Here is a 15,967-nt window from a genome sequence, read left to right as displayed (position 1 = left end):
ATTATTTATCTTCAAGTTTTTCCAACATCTCCACTAAGCTAGATTTCCATGCGGGGATATTCACATCAAATATATTCTTGATTTTCGCTTTATCCAACAGGGAATATTTTGGCCGTTTGGCCGGTGTTGGATACTGTTCGGTCGCAATTGGATGAATTTTACAATCTAAGTGCTTAATCTCACGGATCGCAACAGCAAAGTCAAACCAGGATATTTCGCCTTCATTTGAAAAGTGAAAAATACCTTTCGCCCATTTGTCACTATGAGCTATTACCATGATCGCCCGTGCTAAATCCCTAGCGTATGTAGGTGACCCTATTTGATCTGCAATAACGGAAATTTCGTCACGCTCAGTCATCAAACGAATCATGGTTTTAACAAAGTTTGCGCCGTAGCTTGAATAGACCCAAGCCGTGCGAATAATAATCGCATCAGCTTCTGAATCAATAATAGCTTCTTCGCCTCTTTGTTTACTCAATCCGTAGACATTAATCGGATCAGTAGGTTCGTCCTCTTTTAAAGGTGCACTACTGTTTCCGTGAAATACATAGTCTGTAGAAATATGAATCAATTTTTTATTATGCTGCTTTGCCCACCTAGCCATTCTCGCAACAGCTTGATGGTTTATAATATCAACCAATTCAGCTTCAGACTCCGCTTTGTCAACAGCCGTATATGCCCCACCACTCACAATAAGATCTGGATTTATAGTTTCTAAAACTTCCAAGACTTTCTCCAGATCATCCAATGGCATTTCTTCCCGATCAACGAAAGCAAATGCGTCATCAGGATATTGTACACTAAGGTCTTTGATTTCTGACCCCAATTGCCCGTAGGCTCCTGTAACTAGTATCTTCATCTTTTTTAGCCTTTTGCTATAAAAACTTCTTTAAAACTTAATGCCTCCCTATCTTTATCTGAAAGCAACAATTCCGCTACAGGAAGCTGCCAATCAACAGCAAGATCTTGGTCAAGTGGATGGATGCCACATTCAGACTCCTTATTGTAAAAATTGTCACACTTATAGAAGAAAGTAGCTGTTTCGCTCAATACTACGAAACCATGCAGGAAACCTCTAGGGACAAAAAGCTGCAAATTGTTTTCTTTTGATAAAACTACACTAATGTGCTCGCCAAAAGTTGGTGAGCCAGCTCTCACATCTACAGCAACATCCAATACCTCGCCCTCGAGCACGCGAACTAATTTAGCCTGTGCATGTTCACCAGCCTGTGCATGTAAACCGCGCAATACTCCTTTAGTGGAAAAAGATTGATTGTCCTGCACAAAATGCGTTTCAGCACCTGTAAGCGAATTAAACGTTCTTTCGTTAAAGCTTTCAAAAAAATACCCTCTACTATCACCGTATTTCGTAGGCTCTAAAATAAAACAGCCTTTTAACTTTGTTTCTGTAGCTTTCATGCTGTACTATTTACTATATTGTTTATTATAATAATTCTGGTAATCTCCGGAAGTAACATTCTCCAACCAAGACTGGTTATTTAAAAACCAATCAATCGTTAAAGACAACCCTTCTTCAAATGTCACAGATGGCCTATATCCCAACTCTTGGTTTATTTTGGTTGCATCAATAGCATAGCGTAGATCGTGACCAGGGCGATCTTTAACATAGGTAATCAATTTTTCAGAAGTACCTTGCTCATGGCCTAATTTTTGATCCATTTGTTTACAAAGCTCTTTTACCAAATCAATATTTTGCCACTCATTAAATCCGCCAACATTATAAGAATCACCGTTCCTTCCGTTATGAAAGACAAGATCTATTGCTTTCGCATGATCAATAACAAATAACCAGTCACGTGTGTACTTACCGTCTCCATAAATCGGAAGCGGCTTATGATTTAAAATATTATGAATGCAAAGTGGAATTAATTTTTCAGGAAAGTGGTTTGGTCCATAATTATTAGAACAATTGGTCAAAACTACAGGCAATCCATAGGTATCGTGATAAGCACGGACAAAATGATCTGATGAAGCCTTCGAAGCAGAATATGGCGAATGTGGATCGTACGAAGTGGATTCTGTAAATAGTCCTGATTCACCTAATGTACCATAAACTTCGTCAGTAGATACATGATGAAAACGCTTTCCTTCAAAATTTTCTTTCCAAATATGACGGGCAGCATTTAATAAATTTACCGTTCCAATAACATTGGTCATTACAAAAGCAGTGGGATCTGTAATAGACCTGTCAACATGTGACTCCGCAGCTAAATGAATAACGCCATCAGGCTGATATTGTTCAAAAATCTTTATCATTTCAACTGCATTTGTAATATCAGCTTTAACGAAAGTATAGTTAGATTTACTTTCAATATCTTTCAGATTTTCCAAATTACCAGCATAAGTCAATGCATCAAGATTAATAATTTGAAAATCTGAATATTTATTAACAAATTCTCTCACAACATGAGAACCAATAAATCCAGCCCCCCCAGTAATTAAGATCGTTTTGAACATATATCTATTTCACGTAATTGTTATACCATTTTACAAATTCAGCTACTCCGGATTTCATCGGTGTAGTACTGTGATATCCTAGTGCATTCAAGCGTTCAGTGTCAGCCCAAGTTCTTGACACATCACCGGGCTGCATTGGTAGCATATTTTTATCTGCAACTTTACCTAAATTAATCTCCAACGTTTCTATAAATTCCATTAAAGATACTGGCGAGCCATTTCCGATATTGAAAACTTGATAATATGCTTGTTCTTGATCCACAGTTGGGGGATTATTTAGGGTAATAATAATTCCTTGTACAATGTCATCAATATAAGTAAAATCACGGCTCATTTGACCGTTATTAAACACTTTGATTGGTCGATTTTCAGTAATGGCTGAAGCAAATAATATAGGTGCCATATCTGGTCTACCCCATGGTCCATATACTGTAAAAAAACGAAGTCCTGATGTTGGGATTTGATAGAGATGGCTATAGGTGTGTGCCATTAACTCGTTGGCTTTTTTTGTGGCAGCATATAGACTTACTGGATAATCAACACGGTCTTCCTCCGAAAAAGGTACTTTACCATTTTCGCCATAAACAGATGAACTTGAAGCATAAACTAAATGTCCAATCTTGTGATGACGGCAACATTCTAGAATATTAACAAAGCCAACAATATTGCTATCGACGTAAGCCATTGGATTTTCTAAACTATAGCGGACGCCTGCTTGTGCAGCCAAATTGACAACAGAATCAAAAGATTCTTCTTGAAAAAGTGCTGGTAATTGCTCTCTGTCCTCTAAATTCATCCGCAGAAATGTCAGTTTACTATAAATACTTGAAGTCACTTTATGATTAAACTGTTCAGCTTCAGAACGATCTATCCCCAATTCATGGAGACGCGCATACTTTAAATTCACATCATAATAATCGTTGATGTTATCCAAACCTACGACAGTGTTTCCCTGCTCCGTTAAGAGTTTACATAGATGAAAACCGATAAAGCCCGCAGCTCCGGTTACCAATATTTTCTTATAGTTCATGACGTGTTTTTACTAATGATGGTCTATATGTGCAGCAATAGGACATAACCGATAGGGCTATATACATAACGAATACAAGCAATCTTAGTTTCTGGGAACGATGAATGTCCTTCTTTGTGCATGATTTATGACGTTAATTATCCTTTTCGTTGATTATTCACCAATAGCATAGTAATCAAATCCTAGCTCATTTAACTGTGCACGATCCAATATTTTGCGTCCATCAAAAATAAAGGCTGGCTTTTTCATTTCTTCTTTGATCTTAGCCCATTCGTAATTTTTAAATTCATCCCATTCGGTCAATACCGCAACAGCATGAGCTCCCTGTAACGCTTCATAAGGATCATTAACAACCGTTACTAAGCGTCGGTTTTCTTCTGCTGAACGTGTACCTAAATAATCCAAATCTTTGTAAATTTGTTCTGCAGGCACTTTGGGATCATAAACCACTACATGTGCCTCTTCTTCCAAAAGATGATCGGCTACATAAATCGCAGCAGATTCACGGGTATCATTTGTATCTTTCTTAAAAGCCCAACCTAGAAATGCTATCTTTTTACCATTTACCGTATTATACATGGTTTGGATAATATTCTGGGCAAAACGCGCTTTCTGATGATCATTTAAAATAATCACCTGCTCCCAGTAATCTGCTACAGCAGTAAGATTGTAAGAGCGTGCAATATATACCAAGTTCAAAATATCTTTTTGGAAACAAGAACCACCAAAACCAACGGAAGCTTTTAAAAATTTAGGTCCAATACGGCTATCATGGCCAATAGCACGGGATACTTCATCCACATTAGCCCCAGTTACCTCACACAGTTCTGAAATGGCATTGATAGAAGAAACACGTTGCGCTAAGAACGCATTGGCAACTAATTTTGCTAGTTCCGAAGACCATAAATTGGTTGTCAAAATACGTTCGCGAGGTACCCAAGCTTCATAGACTTTGACCAAAGCCTCTATTGCTTCTGCATCTTCTCCACCGATCAACACACGATCTGGATTGTGCAAATCAGACACCGCAGTACCTTCGGCCAAAAACTCTGGGTTAGATAAGATATGAAAATTAACTCCGTTACCGGTATTGTCCAAAATACTTTTCAATGCCGCAGCGGTACGCACCGGCAATGTCGACTTTTCAACAACAATCTTATCTGATTTGGCTACAGAAGCAATCTGACGCGCACAAAGTTCAATATACTTTAAATCAGCGGCCTGTCCCTTACCTTTACCATACGTTTTCGTAGGTGTATTGACTGAAATAAAAATCATATCGGCCTCATCGATTGCTTTCTCTACATCAGTAGAAAAGAATAGGTTACGACCACGCGCATCCGCTACCACTGCATCAAGACCTGGCTCGTAAACTGGTAGCTTTTCTAAATCAGTATCGTTCCAAGCATCAATCCGTGCCTGATTTAAATCAACTACAGTAACAGTAACATTTGGATTTTTCTGTGCAATGACCGACATGGTAGGACCACCTACATAACCTGCACCAATACAGGTTATTTTTTTAATTTCTTTCATTTTATTCAATTCCAGTTAGTTTTTTTATTATTTCTTATTATATTTTTCTTCATTTTGAGGCAGAGTGTCCATTTTTTTGTAAAGAATAATCATTCCTTGGACATTTTCAACAACTTCTGTATATACGGAGACCTTCTTACCAAGTATTGTGCCAGCTTTTATAGCGGATTGGTTTAAATACTCGAAATTTAAACCATTTCCTTTTACCATCACCTCAATGTGGCCTGAGTCAATACCCTGCGCATAATCGCCCAAAAGGGCAACTTCATCAACATCACCAGCTCGCTCCAATACTTTATCCACAAATGAATCGATGCCCAGAAAATTATGAATCAATCCTTGAAGGGGAAAAAAAAGTGAGTGTTTGCTGTTGGCCCGGTAATAAACCTTATGCTCCTTATCCTCCCGGATCAAATAGCCGGCTTCGGTCAGTTGATTCAATTCCTTGCGAATTGAATTGGTCGATTCTTTGAATTCGTCCGCCAAACCCCGTAGGTAACCACGGTTGCCTGCCGAAACAAAAAATTTGATTAATAACTTTAAACGTGTCTTGGATGTAATTAAGGTATCCAACATTGGAATAGCATTTAAGTTGAGTAACAAAAGTACTCATTTCGATTTATCGCTCCAAATTAAATTAGTATTAACTACTTGATAACTTAACAATAACCGCATAAACTCCACGTGGAACATGACCAAAAATGAAGAAACCCCGGCAAGCAGGGTCCCTTCGGGTTAAATAGGTATGTAATATGGAATAAAAACACGTAAAATTAACTTTTAAATTCGTTGTAGCTCGCCGAAGGACTGATCGTATACACCCCCATCATAGGCAGTGTTGTACTAAAGGCTTTCTTCTCGCCATTTTGATAGGTCACCACGGCATTCACTTTTACCTTGTAATGCGTTAGATCTACCTGTTCAGCTTTACCGGCATTAATACGAAAGCGAACAGACACTTCCGATGAAGACTTCTGATCCCCTTTGAAGGGCAACACGAGCAGCTGTTGCAGCCTCACCTCGACCTTATGATCAGTAGAGCGGACATCTTTTACCACAATATTAAGCACATCATCGTGAAAGCGTTCGGCTCGAAACACCAAAGCACCATGGGTAGAACTGAGCCGCCCGCTATACTGCCCCGGATGTTCCTGAAAACGGTAATAAACACTTAAAGAGATATCCTGCGGCTTCTTGCCGCTAGCAACAAGTTTAAATAGGATATACACAATCGCAATAAACAGGCTTATATATAAGTAAATCATAATCGAATAAATACTGTATCGGAATCAACATATGGTCTGCGTTCTTTCTAATATTAAATGCGTAAAGCAAAAATAACGACTAAATAGCCATCAAAACAGAGACCCTAGGGTCTTATTTATAATTAGAAAAATAAAACCTTATTAAATTTATTGGAAAATAATGCATTTTTGTTTTGCTATATGAGACCAAACATTATAATCATCCTATTACTGCTGCTGAGCATAATTGCCACTCACTATGGAATGGAAGCGATCGTTTCACATAATAGAGCTATTCAAAGCACCTATATGGCCAGTGAATCTCCTATAGTTATCGCCCAGGAAAAACAAAACCAAACCGATGCCCGCTATTATTACACCAATAAACAACTGTTCAAACCGCTCGCACAATTCAAACCGGCAACAAACCAAGATAAAAATAGCTATTGGTTAAAAAAGGTAATTTCTCTGGATGAAAATGCCTTAACGGGCGATTATGTGCTGTCGTTTGACAACCTAACGTTCGTCGACATGGTGCTCATCGGTATGGAAGGACAAATCATCGAGCGAAGGAGCGCCGGCTTATTCCGAAAAAAAGTAACACTATCCCCAAAAGGGGGGCGTGACCATTTTAATATTCATTTAGATAGCAAAAAAGTTTATACTATTTTACTGCGGGTCAAACACGTAAAAGGCTATACACCGTTTTATGACTTCCGCTTACAAACACAGAAGGACTACCTCAAGAAAGTGCAAGGCATCAATCTTATCCATGCTTTTATGGAAGGTGCCATTATTGTACTGCTGCTGTACATGGCTTTTGCTTGGCTCGTTTCGCGCTATAGACCCTACATTTGGATCTTTTTCTTTTTACTCTCTATCGGATTTTATAGCTACGGACTGCAAAATCAATTTATTGATCTATTTTTCGCCGACGACCCGCAGCTTGGATGGAGCCTGGTATCGGTATTTAGAAATCTGGCTGGTATCAGTTTCTGCCTGTTGACCATTGCCTTTTTAAGTCTCAAAAAAATAAGCCGTCAGTATTATAAGCTGATGCTTGGTCTGATTCTGCTGGTCGTTATTGCGTCAACTTTTAACTTTATCAATAACTATTGTTTCGCCAATTTTAAACAGAGCAATTCTATTAACCTCTTTGTGGGGGTGCTATATGTGCTCTTCTTTTCGAACTTATTTATATCGCTCTGGAAAAAGATAGACAGGATGCAGCGCTTCTTGATTTATTCGGGTATCTTTCTCGTCATCGGCATCAGCATATTGATCTATTGTGGATTGATCTTGAAGGAACAGTCCATCCAATATGTCTCCATCATGACGCAGTTTTTTGTTTTATGCATCACCATGATCCTCTTGATCGGCATCCGGCTAAAAATACGCAAATCAGAACTGGAATATCATAAAACCACCGAGACCATTGTACTGGAGCGGACAGCAGAGCTTAAAAAAGCGAATGATGCCCTCTACGAGCAGCAGATTCAACTGCTTCAGAAAAACCATTATATAGAAACCCTCATTGATGAGGTCAACCACCGGGTTAAAAACAACCTCCAGTTGCTGTATAGCTTGGGCAGCCTGTACCACTCAGATCATGGCAACCAAAACATGCAGCCCATACAATCCATGCAGGATAGAATACATGCGATGATGCTGGTGAACCAATTTCTGGTGTACAATCAGAATAGTCAGCTGAAATTGAACATTTTAGTAACGGAAACTGTTAACTACCTGAGGCAAATGCATGATCCCGAAGAAACGATAGCGATCCAGGTTGATGTTAGCCAAGACTGGTTGGTCACCACCCAAACCTCTATTCCCTTGGCGCTCATCATTACGGAGCTCTTGACGAATAGCTATAAGTATGCTTTTCCAAAGGGTACAGTCGGTTCGCCGTCGATTTACTTGAGTATACTCAAAAATGAATGGGGAACGACCATGCGGTTTGAGGACAATGGCATCGGTGCGAAGGCTCCTGCGCCTACAACTTCGTTCGGAATTGGCCTCGTAAAGGACCTGACACGGCAGATTAAAGGAACAGTGAGCATTCATCCGGAAAACGGATTTAAATATTTATTTGAATTTACCAATATCATATGAGCCTAAAAGTATTAATTGTAGAAGACGAAATGATCATTGCCCGATTTATTGAATATCAATTGCATTCACTTTACACCGGTCTGGAGCTGCACATTGCACTTACTGTGGATGAAGTGGATCAATACATGGAACAAAACACACCCGATTTGGTGCTCTGCGATATACAGCTCAACGACCGGCTGGATGGTATTGAGTTAATGGAGAAATATACAGCAGCGAAGCATTTCAGTCTAATCTTTATCACTTCTTATCAGTCCAAAGGGAGTATAGATCGCGCAGTAGCCCTAAATCCTGAAAACTATATCATTAAGCCATTGGGAGAAAATCGCCTCTATGCAGGCACGCATAGGGTGATCCAGCGCCTCCAGCAACAGAACGATAAAAATCAGGCGGCGGAAAAGCTGAAGACGTTGACTCCGGCCGAGTTAAATATCCTTAAGCTGATTGCTCTCCGACATACCACCAAATATATCGCCGAATCATTATTCCTGAGTCCATATACCATCAAAAATACAAGACACCGCATCTGCCGAAAACTTGATCTCAATGAAGAAAATAATGCCCTGTTATCTTGGGCGATCGAACATCAGCATCTGCTTAAATTTTGAGACAAAAAAATAAGGGTTTGCAATGAAGCAAACCCTTTCCCATAAAATAAGAATTACGCAAATTATGTCGTCCGATCCTAGAGGGCTTTAGATTGATAAGGCTCCCCGATCTTCAATACGGTACTGAATGTTTTTGGTTTACTTTTTCCAAAATTCAACACACCCGATACGCGGATTCCTTTTCCTTCCAAGGTGCTGAGTTCACCTTTTTTTTTGAGCAATTTAAAGCGGACGGATACGTCGGAGTTCCCTTCCTTCTTCTTATCAAAAGGCACCACCACAATCTGTTCCAGATTGACCACTAAAGCAGGATGGCTGGGTTTGACCTCCTTGATCACCAAATTTTTAAGTGCCTCGTCTTTCGATTGCGTACGAAAGACAAAAACGCCACTTTTTGTTCGATAGTCGCCGCTATATTGCCCCGGCCTGGCCTGAAACAGGTAATTGACTTCCATCGAAATAGCCTCGTTAAAGAGCTTTTGCTTTTGTTTTTGTTTTGTATTTAAGATGAGATAAATGGAACTCAAAACAAGTACCGTAAGTGCTATAAAAGTTGCCATAATAAAATAGTTAATGAATAGGAATAGGTGAACCCAAAAATAGGGTAATCATCTATAGTACACGAAAATGGGAAGGGGACAAAAAGGGGACAATGATTAAACAGACTTTAACAGGGCAAAAAAGGCCTATCCGAGGGACAGGCCTTTTAGTGATTTAAGCTGTTATACGAGCTCAACTAATTGACAAAAAACGTGAGTATAATTCGAAAATTGAAAATAATGGCGCCCATTAATCAATCAACTTCGACTGATGACGTTCTAACGTATTGTAAATCTTTTTAACATCTTGGGATTTTTCCTTCTGCAATACCAAGATCGCATCTTTGGTATGAACAAGTATACTATCGCGCAATCCCACAAATGCAGTATAGATATCCGTACCGATAACCATATTACCATTCTCATCCACAGCGTGACCTGTCTGCTTCAAGTAATCATACATTGATTCAAAAGAGCCCAAATCTGACCATTGGAAGCTGGTAGCAACCACGCGAATTTTCTTAGAGCGCTCCATCACGGCATAGTCAATGGAAATCGATGGAATATCTTTCGAAAGCTGAAGATCCAATTCGCCATTTTGACGATGTTTCCAAGCGTTATAAGCCGTTGCATACACTTTAGGCTCAAAATTCTGCAGTTCGGCCAAAAAGGTATCTGCCCGAAAACAGAACATACCTGAATTCCAAAGAAAATTGCCACGTTCGATAAAGTCCTCCGCCGTATCCTGGTTTGGCTTCTCGCGGAAAGACAATACTTTGTCCTCCTTATATTCGATATAGCCATACCCAGTTTCAGGTCGGGTTGGCTGAATACCAAAAGTAACGATATAGCCCTTATTCGCTTTTTCAACACCCTCTTTGATGGCCGCAGCATACGCTTCATCCCCGACAATCACATGATCAGACGGTGTAACCACCAAAATATCATCTGCCTGCGCCGCAAAGGCAGCGAAAGCAATTGCTGCAGCGGTATTACGCGGAGTCGCCTCAACAATATCGATGTAATCGATTTTATTATTTTCCATCACTTCTCTACTCAAAGTATGGTTGTCGCGATTTCCAACCACAATCACCTGTCCACACAACGATTGATTCCGCTTTACAGTCATTTCGAACAACGATCCATCCTTAAATAGCGAAAGATATTGCTTCGGGTAACTTTTTCGCGAAAGTGGCCATAGACGGCTCCCTACACCACCGGTTAAGACAACATGTATAATATTACTCATATTAGATTAGTGTTTCCCAGCTTCCTTATCTGCAACAACGCGGCGTAAACCCTCACTGGAGAAACGGTGTGTACGCTTATTGTAATAGATCTCAATATTTTCTTCTACACAGTACTTACGGCCAGAGAAATCTTTGTCGCGATATTCTTCCCCGATAATACGCATATCGATCGGCAAAGCTTTAATAAGGTCAATCAAATCTTGCTCAGTCTCATAGGGAATGATTTCGTCCACATACCGACATCCCTCCAATTGGATATAACGCTCCACAATGGTTTGGGTTGGTTTGGCCTTCTCAGGGAATACCTCTGATGGGTCGGTATTAAGACCAATAATTAAATAATCGCAGTGTCTCTTTGCTTCTTCAAGCATCATGATATGTCCGGCATGCAATAAATCAAAGACGCCAAAAGTAATTCCTATTTTCATGTTTTTTAATAGCTGATGAAAACTTAATTAAATAGATTTCAATACGGTTTCATTGTCCGAATTAGCTTGAGCTACAATTTGACGTAAGCCCGAACTGGAAAAGCGATGATCTCGACTATTGAAATAAAGTTCAATTCCTTTTTCCTCACAATATGCTCTTCCCGTAAAGTTCTTCTCGCGGTATTCATCCCCAACGATCCGTACATCAATATTGAAGGAACGTAAGATATCTTCGAGATCTTGCTCGGTAGCATAGGGAACAATCTGATCTACATATTTACAGCCTTTAAGCTGAATATAACGCTCTACTACGGTCTGTGCTGGCTTATTCTTCTCAGGTCGGTCCAGTGTTGGATCTGTCTGCAAGCCGCAGATCAAATAATCACATTGTCTTTTGGCATCTTCGAGCATTTTGATATGCCCTGCATGGAGTAGGTCGAATGCACTAAAGGTAATACCTATTCGCATTCCCTTGGCTGGGATTGTTATCATCATCAAAAATATGGATATAAAATTTATTAATAAAACGGCTGTATAGCTACTCAAAGATATAAAAATATCCCACTTAGCGTACTCTTTATACCGAATTTATAATAGATTTAACGTAAAAATCATGCCAAAGAAGGAATATCGGCATGCCGCAAATACAATTGCGCGCAAGCGCGCGCATCGGAAAGCGCTTCGTGGTGATTAAGTTCAATACCAAGTACCTCACAGCAAGCATTTAAACGAGCGGGTTTAAACCCTTTACCTTGATAAATTTTAAAGGTGCATTCCCACTTCTCCATCAGTCCCAAATGATCGTAAGGCAAATTGTAGTACCCCATTGTCTTACGTAACACACCACGGTCAAATAATTCATTATGGGCCACCATAATCCGATTATTAATGAGGGGATAAATACTTGGAAAGAGATCTTTAAATGTAGGGGCTTGCGCAGTATCCCTAGGGCGTATGCCATGAACACGGGTGGTCTGCCACATATACTGATTATTAGGAGGTTGTATTAAAGAATAAAATTCATCTACAATAATTCCCTGCTCAACAACGACCAGCCCAACGGCACAAGCCGAGTTCTGATTTGCTGTAGCTGTTTCGAAATCTATTGCGGTAAAACTTAATTCTGATTGCATAATCACTTCTCCAAAGTTGTGGCAAAATTACTACTTTTTTAATTCTACCCAAACTCTATACGTTAAATCAGACACCACGTTGCATCAAAGTGCTGGCAACCTCTTTTTGCGGCATTTCAATAACTTTTGCCTCTGGTGTCAACTTAACTTGGGGTGCATGAGCTTTCTTCCTTCTTCTATGTGCCCTAAGCTGCTTTAACCGCCGGTGACGAATGGCATAGCGCTCCTCCCCTTTGATATAATAGTTATTGAAAATATGCTGCTTCCAGGTAAGATAAAAAGCACTGAGCCCACCAAGTATCGTAATAGCGAATGCCCACTGAATGGAGGCACCAAACTGTACAATATAGATCACAGCAGCACCAAGAGCCAATTGGACTAAGCCGTATCCAACAGAAACTTTTAAACTACTATGTCCCAATTCATTGCTTAGCATGTGCAACAAAAACGTACGGTGTGGCTCAAAAATATGGTAACCTTGATAAACGCGGCGGGCTACAGACCAACCTATTTCTATACCATAAACGGCTAGAAAAAGGATATAGGTAAAATCTCCTGTTTTCATAATCAATTTGCCCAAGGCAAATAACAACATAAAAGATAATACGGCAGGGCCAACATCGCCAGCAAAGCAAGCTGCCTTTTTGCGGAAATTGAAGAATCCAAAAACAACAACTCCCAATAGCGTATAGATAAGGAAGTCCTGCTCGATAAAATTGATCTTGGTATTTACATATGCCAGAAGACCGCCCATCACCAACGTGCAAAAAGCAGTCATACCGTTTATCCCATCCATAAAATTGTAGGCATTAATTACACCTATCGTAAAGACAAAAGCCAATACCAAATAATACCAAGGATAGTTAAAGACACCAAACTCATATACCATTAACAAAACAGATGTAAAATGTACTGCTAGACGCCAAGTGGGATGTACACCTCGGATGTCGTCTAGGAATGAAATATAGGTTAAAAGGCTAAGTCCTAAAAAGAACCAAGTATACTGGAATCCAGAAGAAACAAAATATATAACTGATGCGGCATAAAAAATAATTCCTGCCCCACGAATAGTCACATTGGTATGCGAAGATCGCTCATTCGGTTTATCAATGATATTAAACTTATCAGCTATTTTTAAATAGAGCCGCGTTAAAAGGAAAAGAAATATCAGCGTAATAATATAAGCCATAAATTATAATTAGTGAGTCAAATAAAGCTGTGCAAATATAAGAATATTAAGTTCTATTCAACAAACGTGATTTGTATTTTAAACGCTACACTTTTGTGTATTATTTTATAATAAAATACACAGTTTTTTTGCTATCAAACGAAAAAACATAAGCAAGTTAAAATAAGCAACCTACAAGACCATAACACAAAAAAATTTGTTATCGTCTTCGCTATTTTAAAACCTTAGTTTCTATCTCAGAAAAGACTTTGTATTCGGAAAAATTATCAGCAACAAATTTAATACCATTTTTGCCGTGCTCTTTTCTAATGACGGGATTATTGTAATAAAATTCGAAAGCTTGAGAGATATCGCTACTGGTGATTTGGGTAAAAATACCCGTCACATTTTCTTGGATAGCATTGATACAGCCTGTACGGCGGGTCGTAATAACGGGAATACCACTTGCTGAGGCCTCCAATATTGAAATTGGGAGACCTTCGCGATACGACGGTAGGATAAATACATCCATTTCATTGTATAAGGGAGCTACATCCGCGACATAGTCAAAGAAGCGAATAGTTGGATTTTCACTAATCTTATCAAAAGTTTCCGCTGGGATCCCATCCCGCTGCTCTCTAGGACCAATAATGTACAAATAAACATTCGATTTGCCTGCGGCAAAAGTCATCCAGCCTTCTATTAGCTCAATCACACCTTTATCACGGACAAGACGTCCGACATAACCTACTACAAAATCATTGTTTGATTTGGCTCTATAGTGATAACGGTCAACATCGATGCCGCTGCAGGTGCCTTTTCCAAGAAGTGTGTTTTTAGTAGGATCGTTCAATTTATAAGCATTGGACAACCGTTCTAATGATTCACTGACGACAACCACCTCTGTCGCCAACGCCCCCACCAGCTTTTCGATAAGAATAAATAACCATTTTTTTAAGCCGAAAGCTGTCTCAAATATAACACCATGCCGGAAGAAAACTCTTTTCTTTACCCCAGCTAAATAAGCTGCTGACATACCAATAAGCCCGCCTTTGGGGGAATGAGCGACGACGACGGGGAAATTCTCCTGTTTGATAAAGCGGTATAATTTGAAAATAGAAATAATATCCTGAATCGGAGAAATGGCCTTAAGAATTGGAATTGGAAAGGCTTTAAATCCTTTTCTTTTTGCTTGGACGTGAAGCTCATCATCTTCTGTACAAGCCACAGTGAAGTCGTATCCCTTTTTTGAAAAATGGGTAAACTGATTTCCAAAAAAGTGGTTAATTACAAAAGATACGTTGATGACATGTAAAATTTTCTTCATTATTGCACGTTGAGTTTAATAAAATCCGATAATAGCGTGGTGATTGTGTTCGCTAAAGAGCTAAAATTACGAGAACATTTTTAAACACTCTTACCGTGTAAATTCGGCAAAATCCTTATGTTCAACCTTTTCTAGCTGTTCTTTAGTTAATGAACGGAAATATTGGTAGGTCAATTTCAGGCCTTCTGCACGGTTAACCTTTGGTTCCCAACCAAGTAATTCTTTGGCTTTTGAGATATCTGGCCTACGCTGTTTGGGATCGTCCTGGGGGAGGTCTTTGTAAACAACCTTCTGGTCCGTGCCTGTTAATTTGATAATTTCTTCAGCAAATTGTCCAATTGTAATTTCGTCAGGATTGCCAATATTTACCGGATAGGCATGATCTGATAAAAGTAATCTATAAATTCCTTCGATCAGATCATCTACATAACAAAATGAGCGTGTTTGAGATCCGTCGCCAAAGATCGTTAAATCTTCACCTCTCAATGCTTGCCCGATAAACGCAGGCAACACTCGCCCATCATTCAATCGCATACGAGGCCCATAGGTATTAAATATCCTTACAATTCGTGTCTCTACACCATGAAATGTATGATAGGCCATCGTCATCGCCTCCTGAAATCGCTTCGCTTCATCATATACTCCCCTTGGACCAACAGGATTCACATTTCCCCAATAGTCTTCCGGCTGCGGGTTCACCGAAGGATCTCCGTAGACCTCCGAAGTTGAAGCGATTAAGATTCTGGCGCCCTTCGATTTTGCCAGTCCCAACAAGTTATGTATTCCCAAAGAGCCTACCTTTAAGGTTTGAATGGGAATCTTTAAATAATCGATCGGACTTGCAGGTGATGCAAAGTGAAGAATATAATCTAGCTTACCAGATACATGTACAAATGTGGAAACATCATGATTATAGAATTCAAAATTTTCGAGCTTAAATAAATGCTCGATATTACTCAAATCGCCGGTGATTAGATTGTCCATACCTACAACGTCATAACCTTTCCCAATAAACAAATCACATAAATGCGAGCCTAAAAACCCTGCTGCTCCTGTAATTAAAACTCTTTTACTTTCCATTATTTTGTTCATATTACTTTATTACATCCGA

The 15,967-nt window shown here is 39.4% G+C and carries 17 protein-coding genes; 2 read left to right on the top strand and 15 right to left on the bottom strand.

From position 1 onward, the window contains the following. Nucleotide 1 precedes the first annotated feature (1 nt). The 7 genes from rfbD to B4N43_RS16155 all read right to left on the bottom strand — a co-directional run bounded on the left by rfbD (nt 2) and on the right by B4N43_RS16155 (nt 6,309). Nucleotides 2-859, bottom strand: coding sequence for a dTDP-4-dehydrorhamnose reductase (rfbD, locus tag B4N43_RS16185; protein ID WP_286735597.1), 858 nt, complete (start codon nt 857-859; stop codon nt 2-4). Nucleotides 860-864: 5 nt separating this feature from the next. Further along, nucleotides 865-1,419: a dTDP-4-dehydrorhamnose 3,5-epimerase gene (gene rfbC / locus B4N43_RS16180; protein WP_286735596.1), complete on the bottom strand. Its 555-nt coding sequence runs from the start codon at nt 1,417-1,419 to the stop codon at nt 865-867. Nucleotides 1,420-1,425: 6 nt separating this feature from the next. Further along, entirely contained in the window at nt 1,426-2,478 is a 1,053-nt protein-coding gene (gene rfbB / locus B4N43_RS16175; RefSeq protein WP_286735595.1) for a dTDP-glucose 4,6-dehydratase, read from the bottom strand. Between the two features lie 4 nt (nt 2,479-2,482). Continuing rightward, nucleotides 2,483-3,508 carry an NAD-dependent epimerase gene (locus B4N43_RS16170; protein WP_286735594.1) on the bottom strand — a complete coding sequence of 342 codons (1,026 nt, stop codon included), beginning with the start codon at nt 3,506-3,508 and terminating at the stop codon, nt 2,483-2,485. A 153-nt stretch (nt 3,509-3,661) separates the two neighbouring features. Further along, entirely contained in the window at nt 3,662-5,044 is a 1,383-nt protein-coding gene (locus B4N43_RS16165; protein ID WP_286735593.1) for a nucleotide sugar dehydrogenase, read from the bottom strand. Between the two features lie 27 nt (nt 5,045-5,071). Continuing rightward, nucleotides 5,072-5,620: an ArsR family transcriptional regulator gene (locus tag B4N43_RS16160; RefSeq protein WP_286735592.1), complete on the bottom strand. Its 549-nt coding sequence runs from the start codon at nt 5,618-5,620 to the stop codon at nt 5,072-5,074. Between the two features lie 197 nt (nt 5,621-5,817). Then, the gene (locus B4N43_RS16155) at nt 5,818-6,309 is read right to left on the bottom strand and encodes a hypothetical protein (protein WP_286735591.1); all 492 of its coding nucleotides are present in this window, start codon (nt 6,307-6,309) and stop codon (nt 5,818-5,820) included. A 180-nt stretch (nt 6,310-6,489) separates the two neighbouring features. Between B4N43_RS16155 and B4N43_RS16150 the strand changes: the two genes are divergently transcribed. Continuing rightward, nucleotides 6,490-8,403, top strand: a complete 1,914-nt coding sequence (locus B4N43_RS16150) for a 7TM diverse intracellular signaling domain-containing protein (RefSeq protein ID WP_286735590.1) — start codon at nt 6,490-6,492, stop codon at nt 8,401-8,403. Beyond that, the gene (locus B4N43_RS16145; protein ID WP_286735589.1) at nt 8,400-9,011 is read left to right on the top strand and encodes a response regulator; all 612 of its coding nucleotides are present in this window, start codon (nt 8,400-8,402) and stop codon (nt 9,009-9,011) included. Before B4N43_RS16150 ends, B4N43_RS16145 begins: the two co-directional genes overlap by 4 nt. Before the next feature lie 77 nt (nt 9,012-9,088). Here B4N43_RS16145 and B4N43_RS16140 read toward each other — a convergent pair whose 3' ends face one another. From B4N43_RS16140 to B4N43_RS16105, 8 genes are all read right to left on the bottom strand, one after another. Beyond that, nucleotides 9,089-9,571, bottom strand: coding sequence for a hypothetical protein (locus B4N43_RS16140; protein WP_286735588.1), 483 nt, complete (start codon nt 9,569-9,571; stop codon nt 9,089-9,091). A 229-nt stretch (nt 9,572-9,800) separates the two neighbouring features. After that, nucleotides 9,801-10,799, bottom strand: a complete 999-nt coding sequence (locus tag B4N43_RS16135) for a mannose-1-phosphate guanylyltransferase (RefSeq protein WP_286735587.1) — start codon at nt 10,797-10,799, stop codon at nt 9,801-9,803. A gap of 6 nt (nt 10,800-10,805) precedes the next feature. Next, the gene (locus B4N43_RS16130) at nt 10,806-11,228 is read right to left on the bottom strand and encodes an adenylyltransferase/cytidyltransferase family protein (RefSeq protein ID WP_286735586.1); all 423 of its coding nucleotides are present in this window, start codon (nt 11,226-11,228) and stop codon (nt 10,806-10,808) included. Nucleotides 11,229-11,255: 27 nt separating this feature from the next. After that, on the bottom strand, nt 11,256-11,723 hold the full coding sequence (locus B4N43_RS16125; RefSeq protein ID WP_286735585.1) for an adenylyltransferase/cytidyltransferase family protein: 468 nt from the start codon (nt 11,721-11,723) through the stop codon (nt 11,256-11,258). Between the two features lie 116 nt (nt 11,724-11,839). Then, nucleotides 11,840-12,361: a 3'-5' exonuclease gene (locus B4N43_RS16120; RefSeq protein WP_286735584.1), complete on the bottom strand. Its 522-nt coding sequence runs from the start codon at nt 12,359-12,361 to the stop codon at nt 11,840-11,842. Between the two features lie 67 nt (nt 12,362-12,428). Further along, nucleotides 12,429-13,550, bottom strand: a complete 1,122-nt coding sequence (locus B4N43_RS16115; RefSeq protein WP_286735583.1) for a UDP-GlcNAc--UDP-phosphate GlcNAc-1-phosphate transferase — start codon at nt 13,548-13,550, stop codon at nt 12,429-12,431. A 211-nt stretch (nt 13,551-13,761) separates the two neighbouring features. Continuing rightward, nucleotides 13,762-14,856 carry a glycosyltransferase family 4 protein gene (locus tag B4N43_RS16110; RefSeq protein WP_286735582.1) on the bottom strand — a complete coding sequence of 365 codons (1,095 nt, stop codon included), beginning with the start codon at nt 14,854-14,856 and terminating at the stop codon, nt 13,762-13,764. 90 nt (nt 14,857-14,946) lie between these two features. Beyond that, complete coding sequence (locus B4N43_RS16105; RefSeq protein ID WP_286735581.1) at nt 14,947-15,936, bottom strand: UDP-glucuronic acid decarboxylase family protein; 990 nt, start codon at nt 15,934-15,936, stop codon at nt 14,947-14,949. Nucleotides 15,937-15,967 lie beyond the last annotated feature (31 nt).

Origin of the sequence: Sphingobacterium sp. UBA1897 (genome assembly GCF_002337775.1) — a bacterium.
Lineage (GTDB): Bacteria > Bacteroidota > Bacteroidia > Sphingobacteriales > Sphingobacteriaceae > Sphingobacterium > Sphingobacterium siyangense.
This window is presented reverse-complemented; position numbering and strand designations above follow the sequence as displayed.

Coding starts and splice junctions, on each gene's coding strand:
- rfbD (WP_286735597.1), bottom strand. CDS start 859: ATGAAGATACTAGTTACAGGAGCCTACGGGCAATTGGGGTCAGAAATC.
- rfbC (WP_286735596.1), bottom strand. CDS start 1,419: ATGAAAGCTACAGAAACAAAGTTAAAAGGCTGTTTTATTTTAGAGCCT.
- rfbB (WP_286735595.1), bottom strand. CDS start 2,478: ATGTTCAAAACGATCTTAATTACTGGGGGGGCTGGATTTATTGGTTCT.
- B4N43_RS16170 (WP_286735594.1), bottom strand. CDS start 3,508: ATGAACTATAAGAAAATATTGGTAACCGGAGCTGCGGGCTTTATCGGT.
- B4N43_RS16165 (WP_286735593.1), bottom strand. CDS start 5,044: ATGAAAGAAATTAAAAAAATAACCTGTATTGGTGCAGGTTATGTAGGT.
- B4N43_RS16160 (WP_286735592.1), bottom strand. CDS start 5,620: ATGTTGGATACCTTAATTACATCCAAGACACGTTTAAAGTTATTAATC.
- B4N43_RS16155 (WP_286735591.1), bottom strand. CDS start 6,309: ATGATTTACTTATATATAAGCCTGTTTATTGCGATTGTGTATATCCTA.
- B4N43_RS16150 (WP_286735590.1), top strand. CDS start 6,490: ATGAGACCAAACATTATAATCATCCTATTACTGCTGCTGAGCATAATT.
- B4N43_RS16145 (WP_286735589.1), top strand. CDS start 8,400: ATGAGCCTAAAAGTATTAATTGTAGAAGACGAAATGATCATTGCCCGA.
- B4N43_RS16140 (WP_286735588.1), bottom strand. CDS start 9,571: ATGGCAACTTTTATAGCACTTACGGTACTTGTTTTGAGTTCCATTTAT.
- B4N43_RS16135 (WP_286735587.1), bottom strand. CDS start 10,799: ATGAGTAATATTATACATGTTGTCTTAACCGGTGGTGTAGGGAGCCGT.
- B4N43_RS16130 (WP_286735586.1), bottom strand. CDS start 11,228: ATGAAAATAGGAATTACTTTTGGCGTCTTTGATTTATTGCATGCCGGA.
- B4N43_RS16125 (WP_286735585.1), bottom strand. CDS start 11,723: ATGATGATAACAATCCCAGCCAAGGGAATGCGAATAGGTATTACCTTT.
- B4N43_RS16120 (WP_286735584.1), bottom strand. CDS start 12,361: ATGCAATCAGAATTAAGTTTTACCGCAATAGATTTCGAAACAGCTACA.
- B4N43_RS16115 (WP_286735583.1), bottom strand. CDS start 13,550: ATGGCTTATATTATTACGCTGATATTTCTTTTCCTTTTAACGCGGCTC.
- B4N43_RS16110 (WP_286735582.1), bottom strand. CDS start 14,856: ATGAAGAAAATTTTACATGTCATCAACGTATCTTTTGTAATTAACCAC.
- B4N43_RS16105 (WP_286735581.1), bottom strand. CDS start 15,936: ATGGAAAGTAAAAGAGTTTTAATTACAGGAGCAGCAGGGTTTTTAGGC.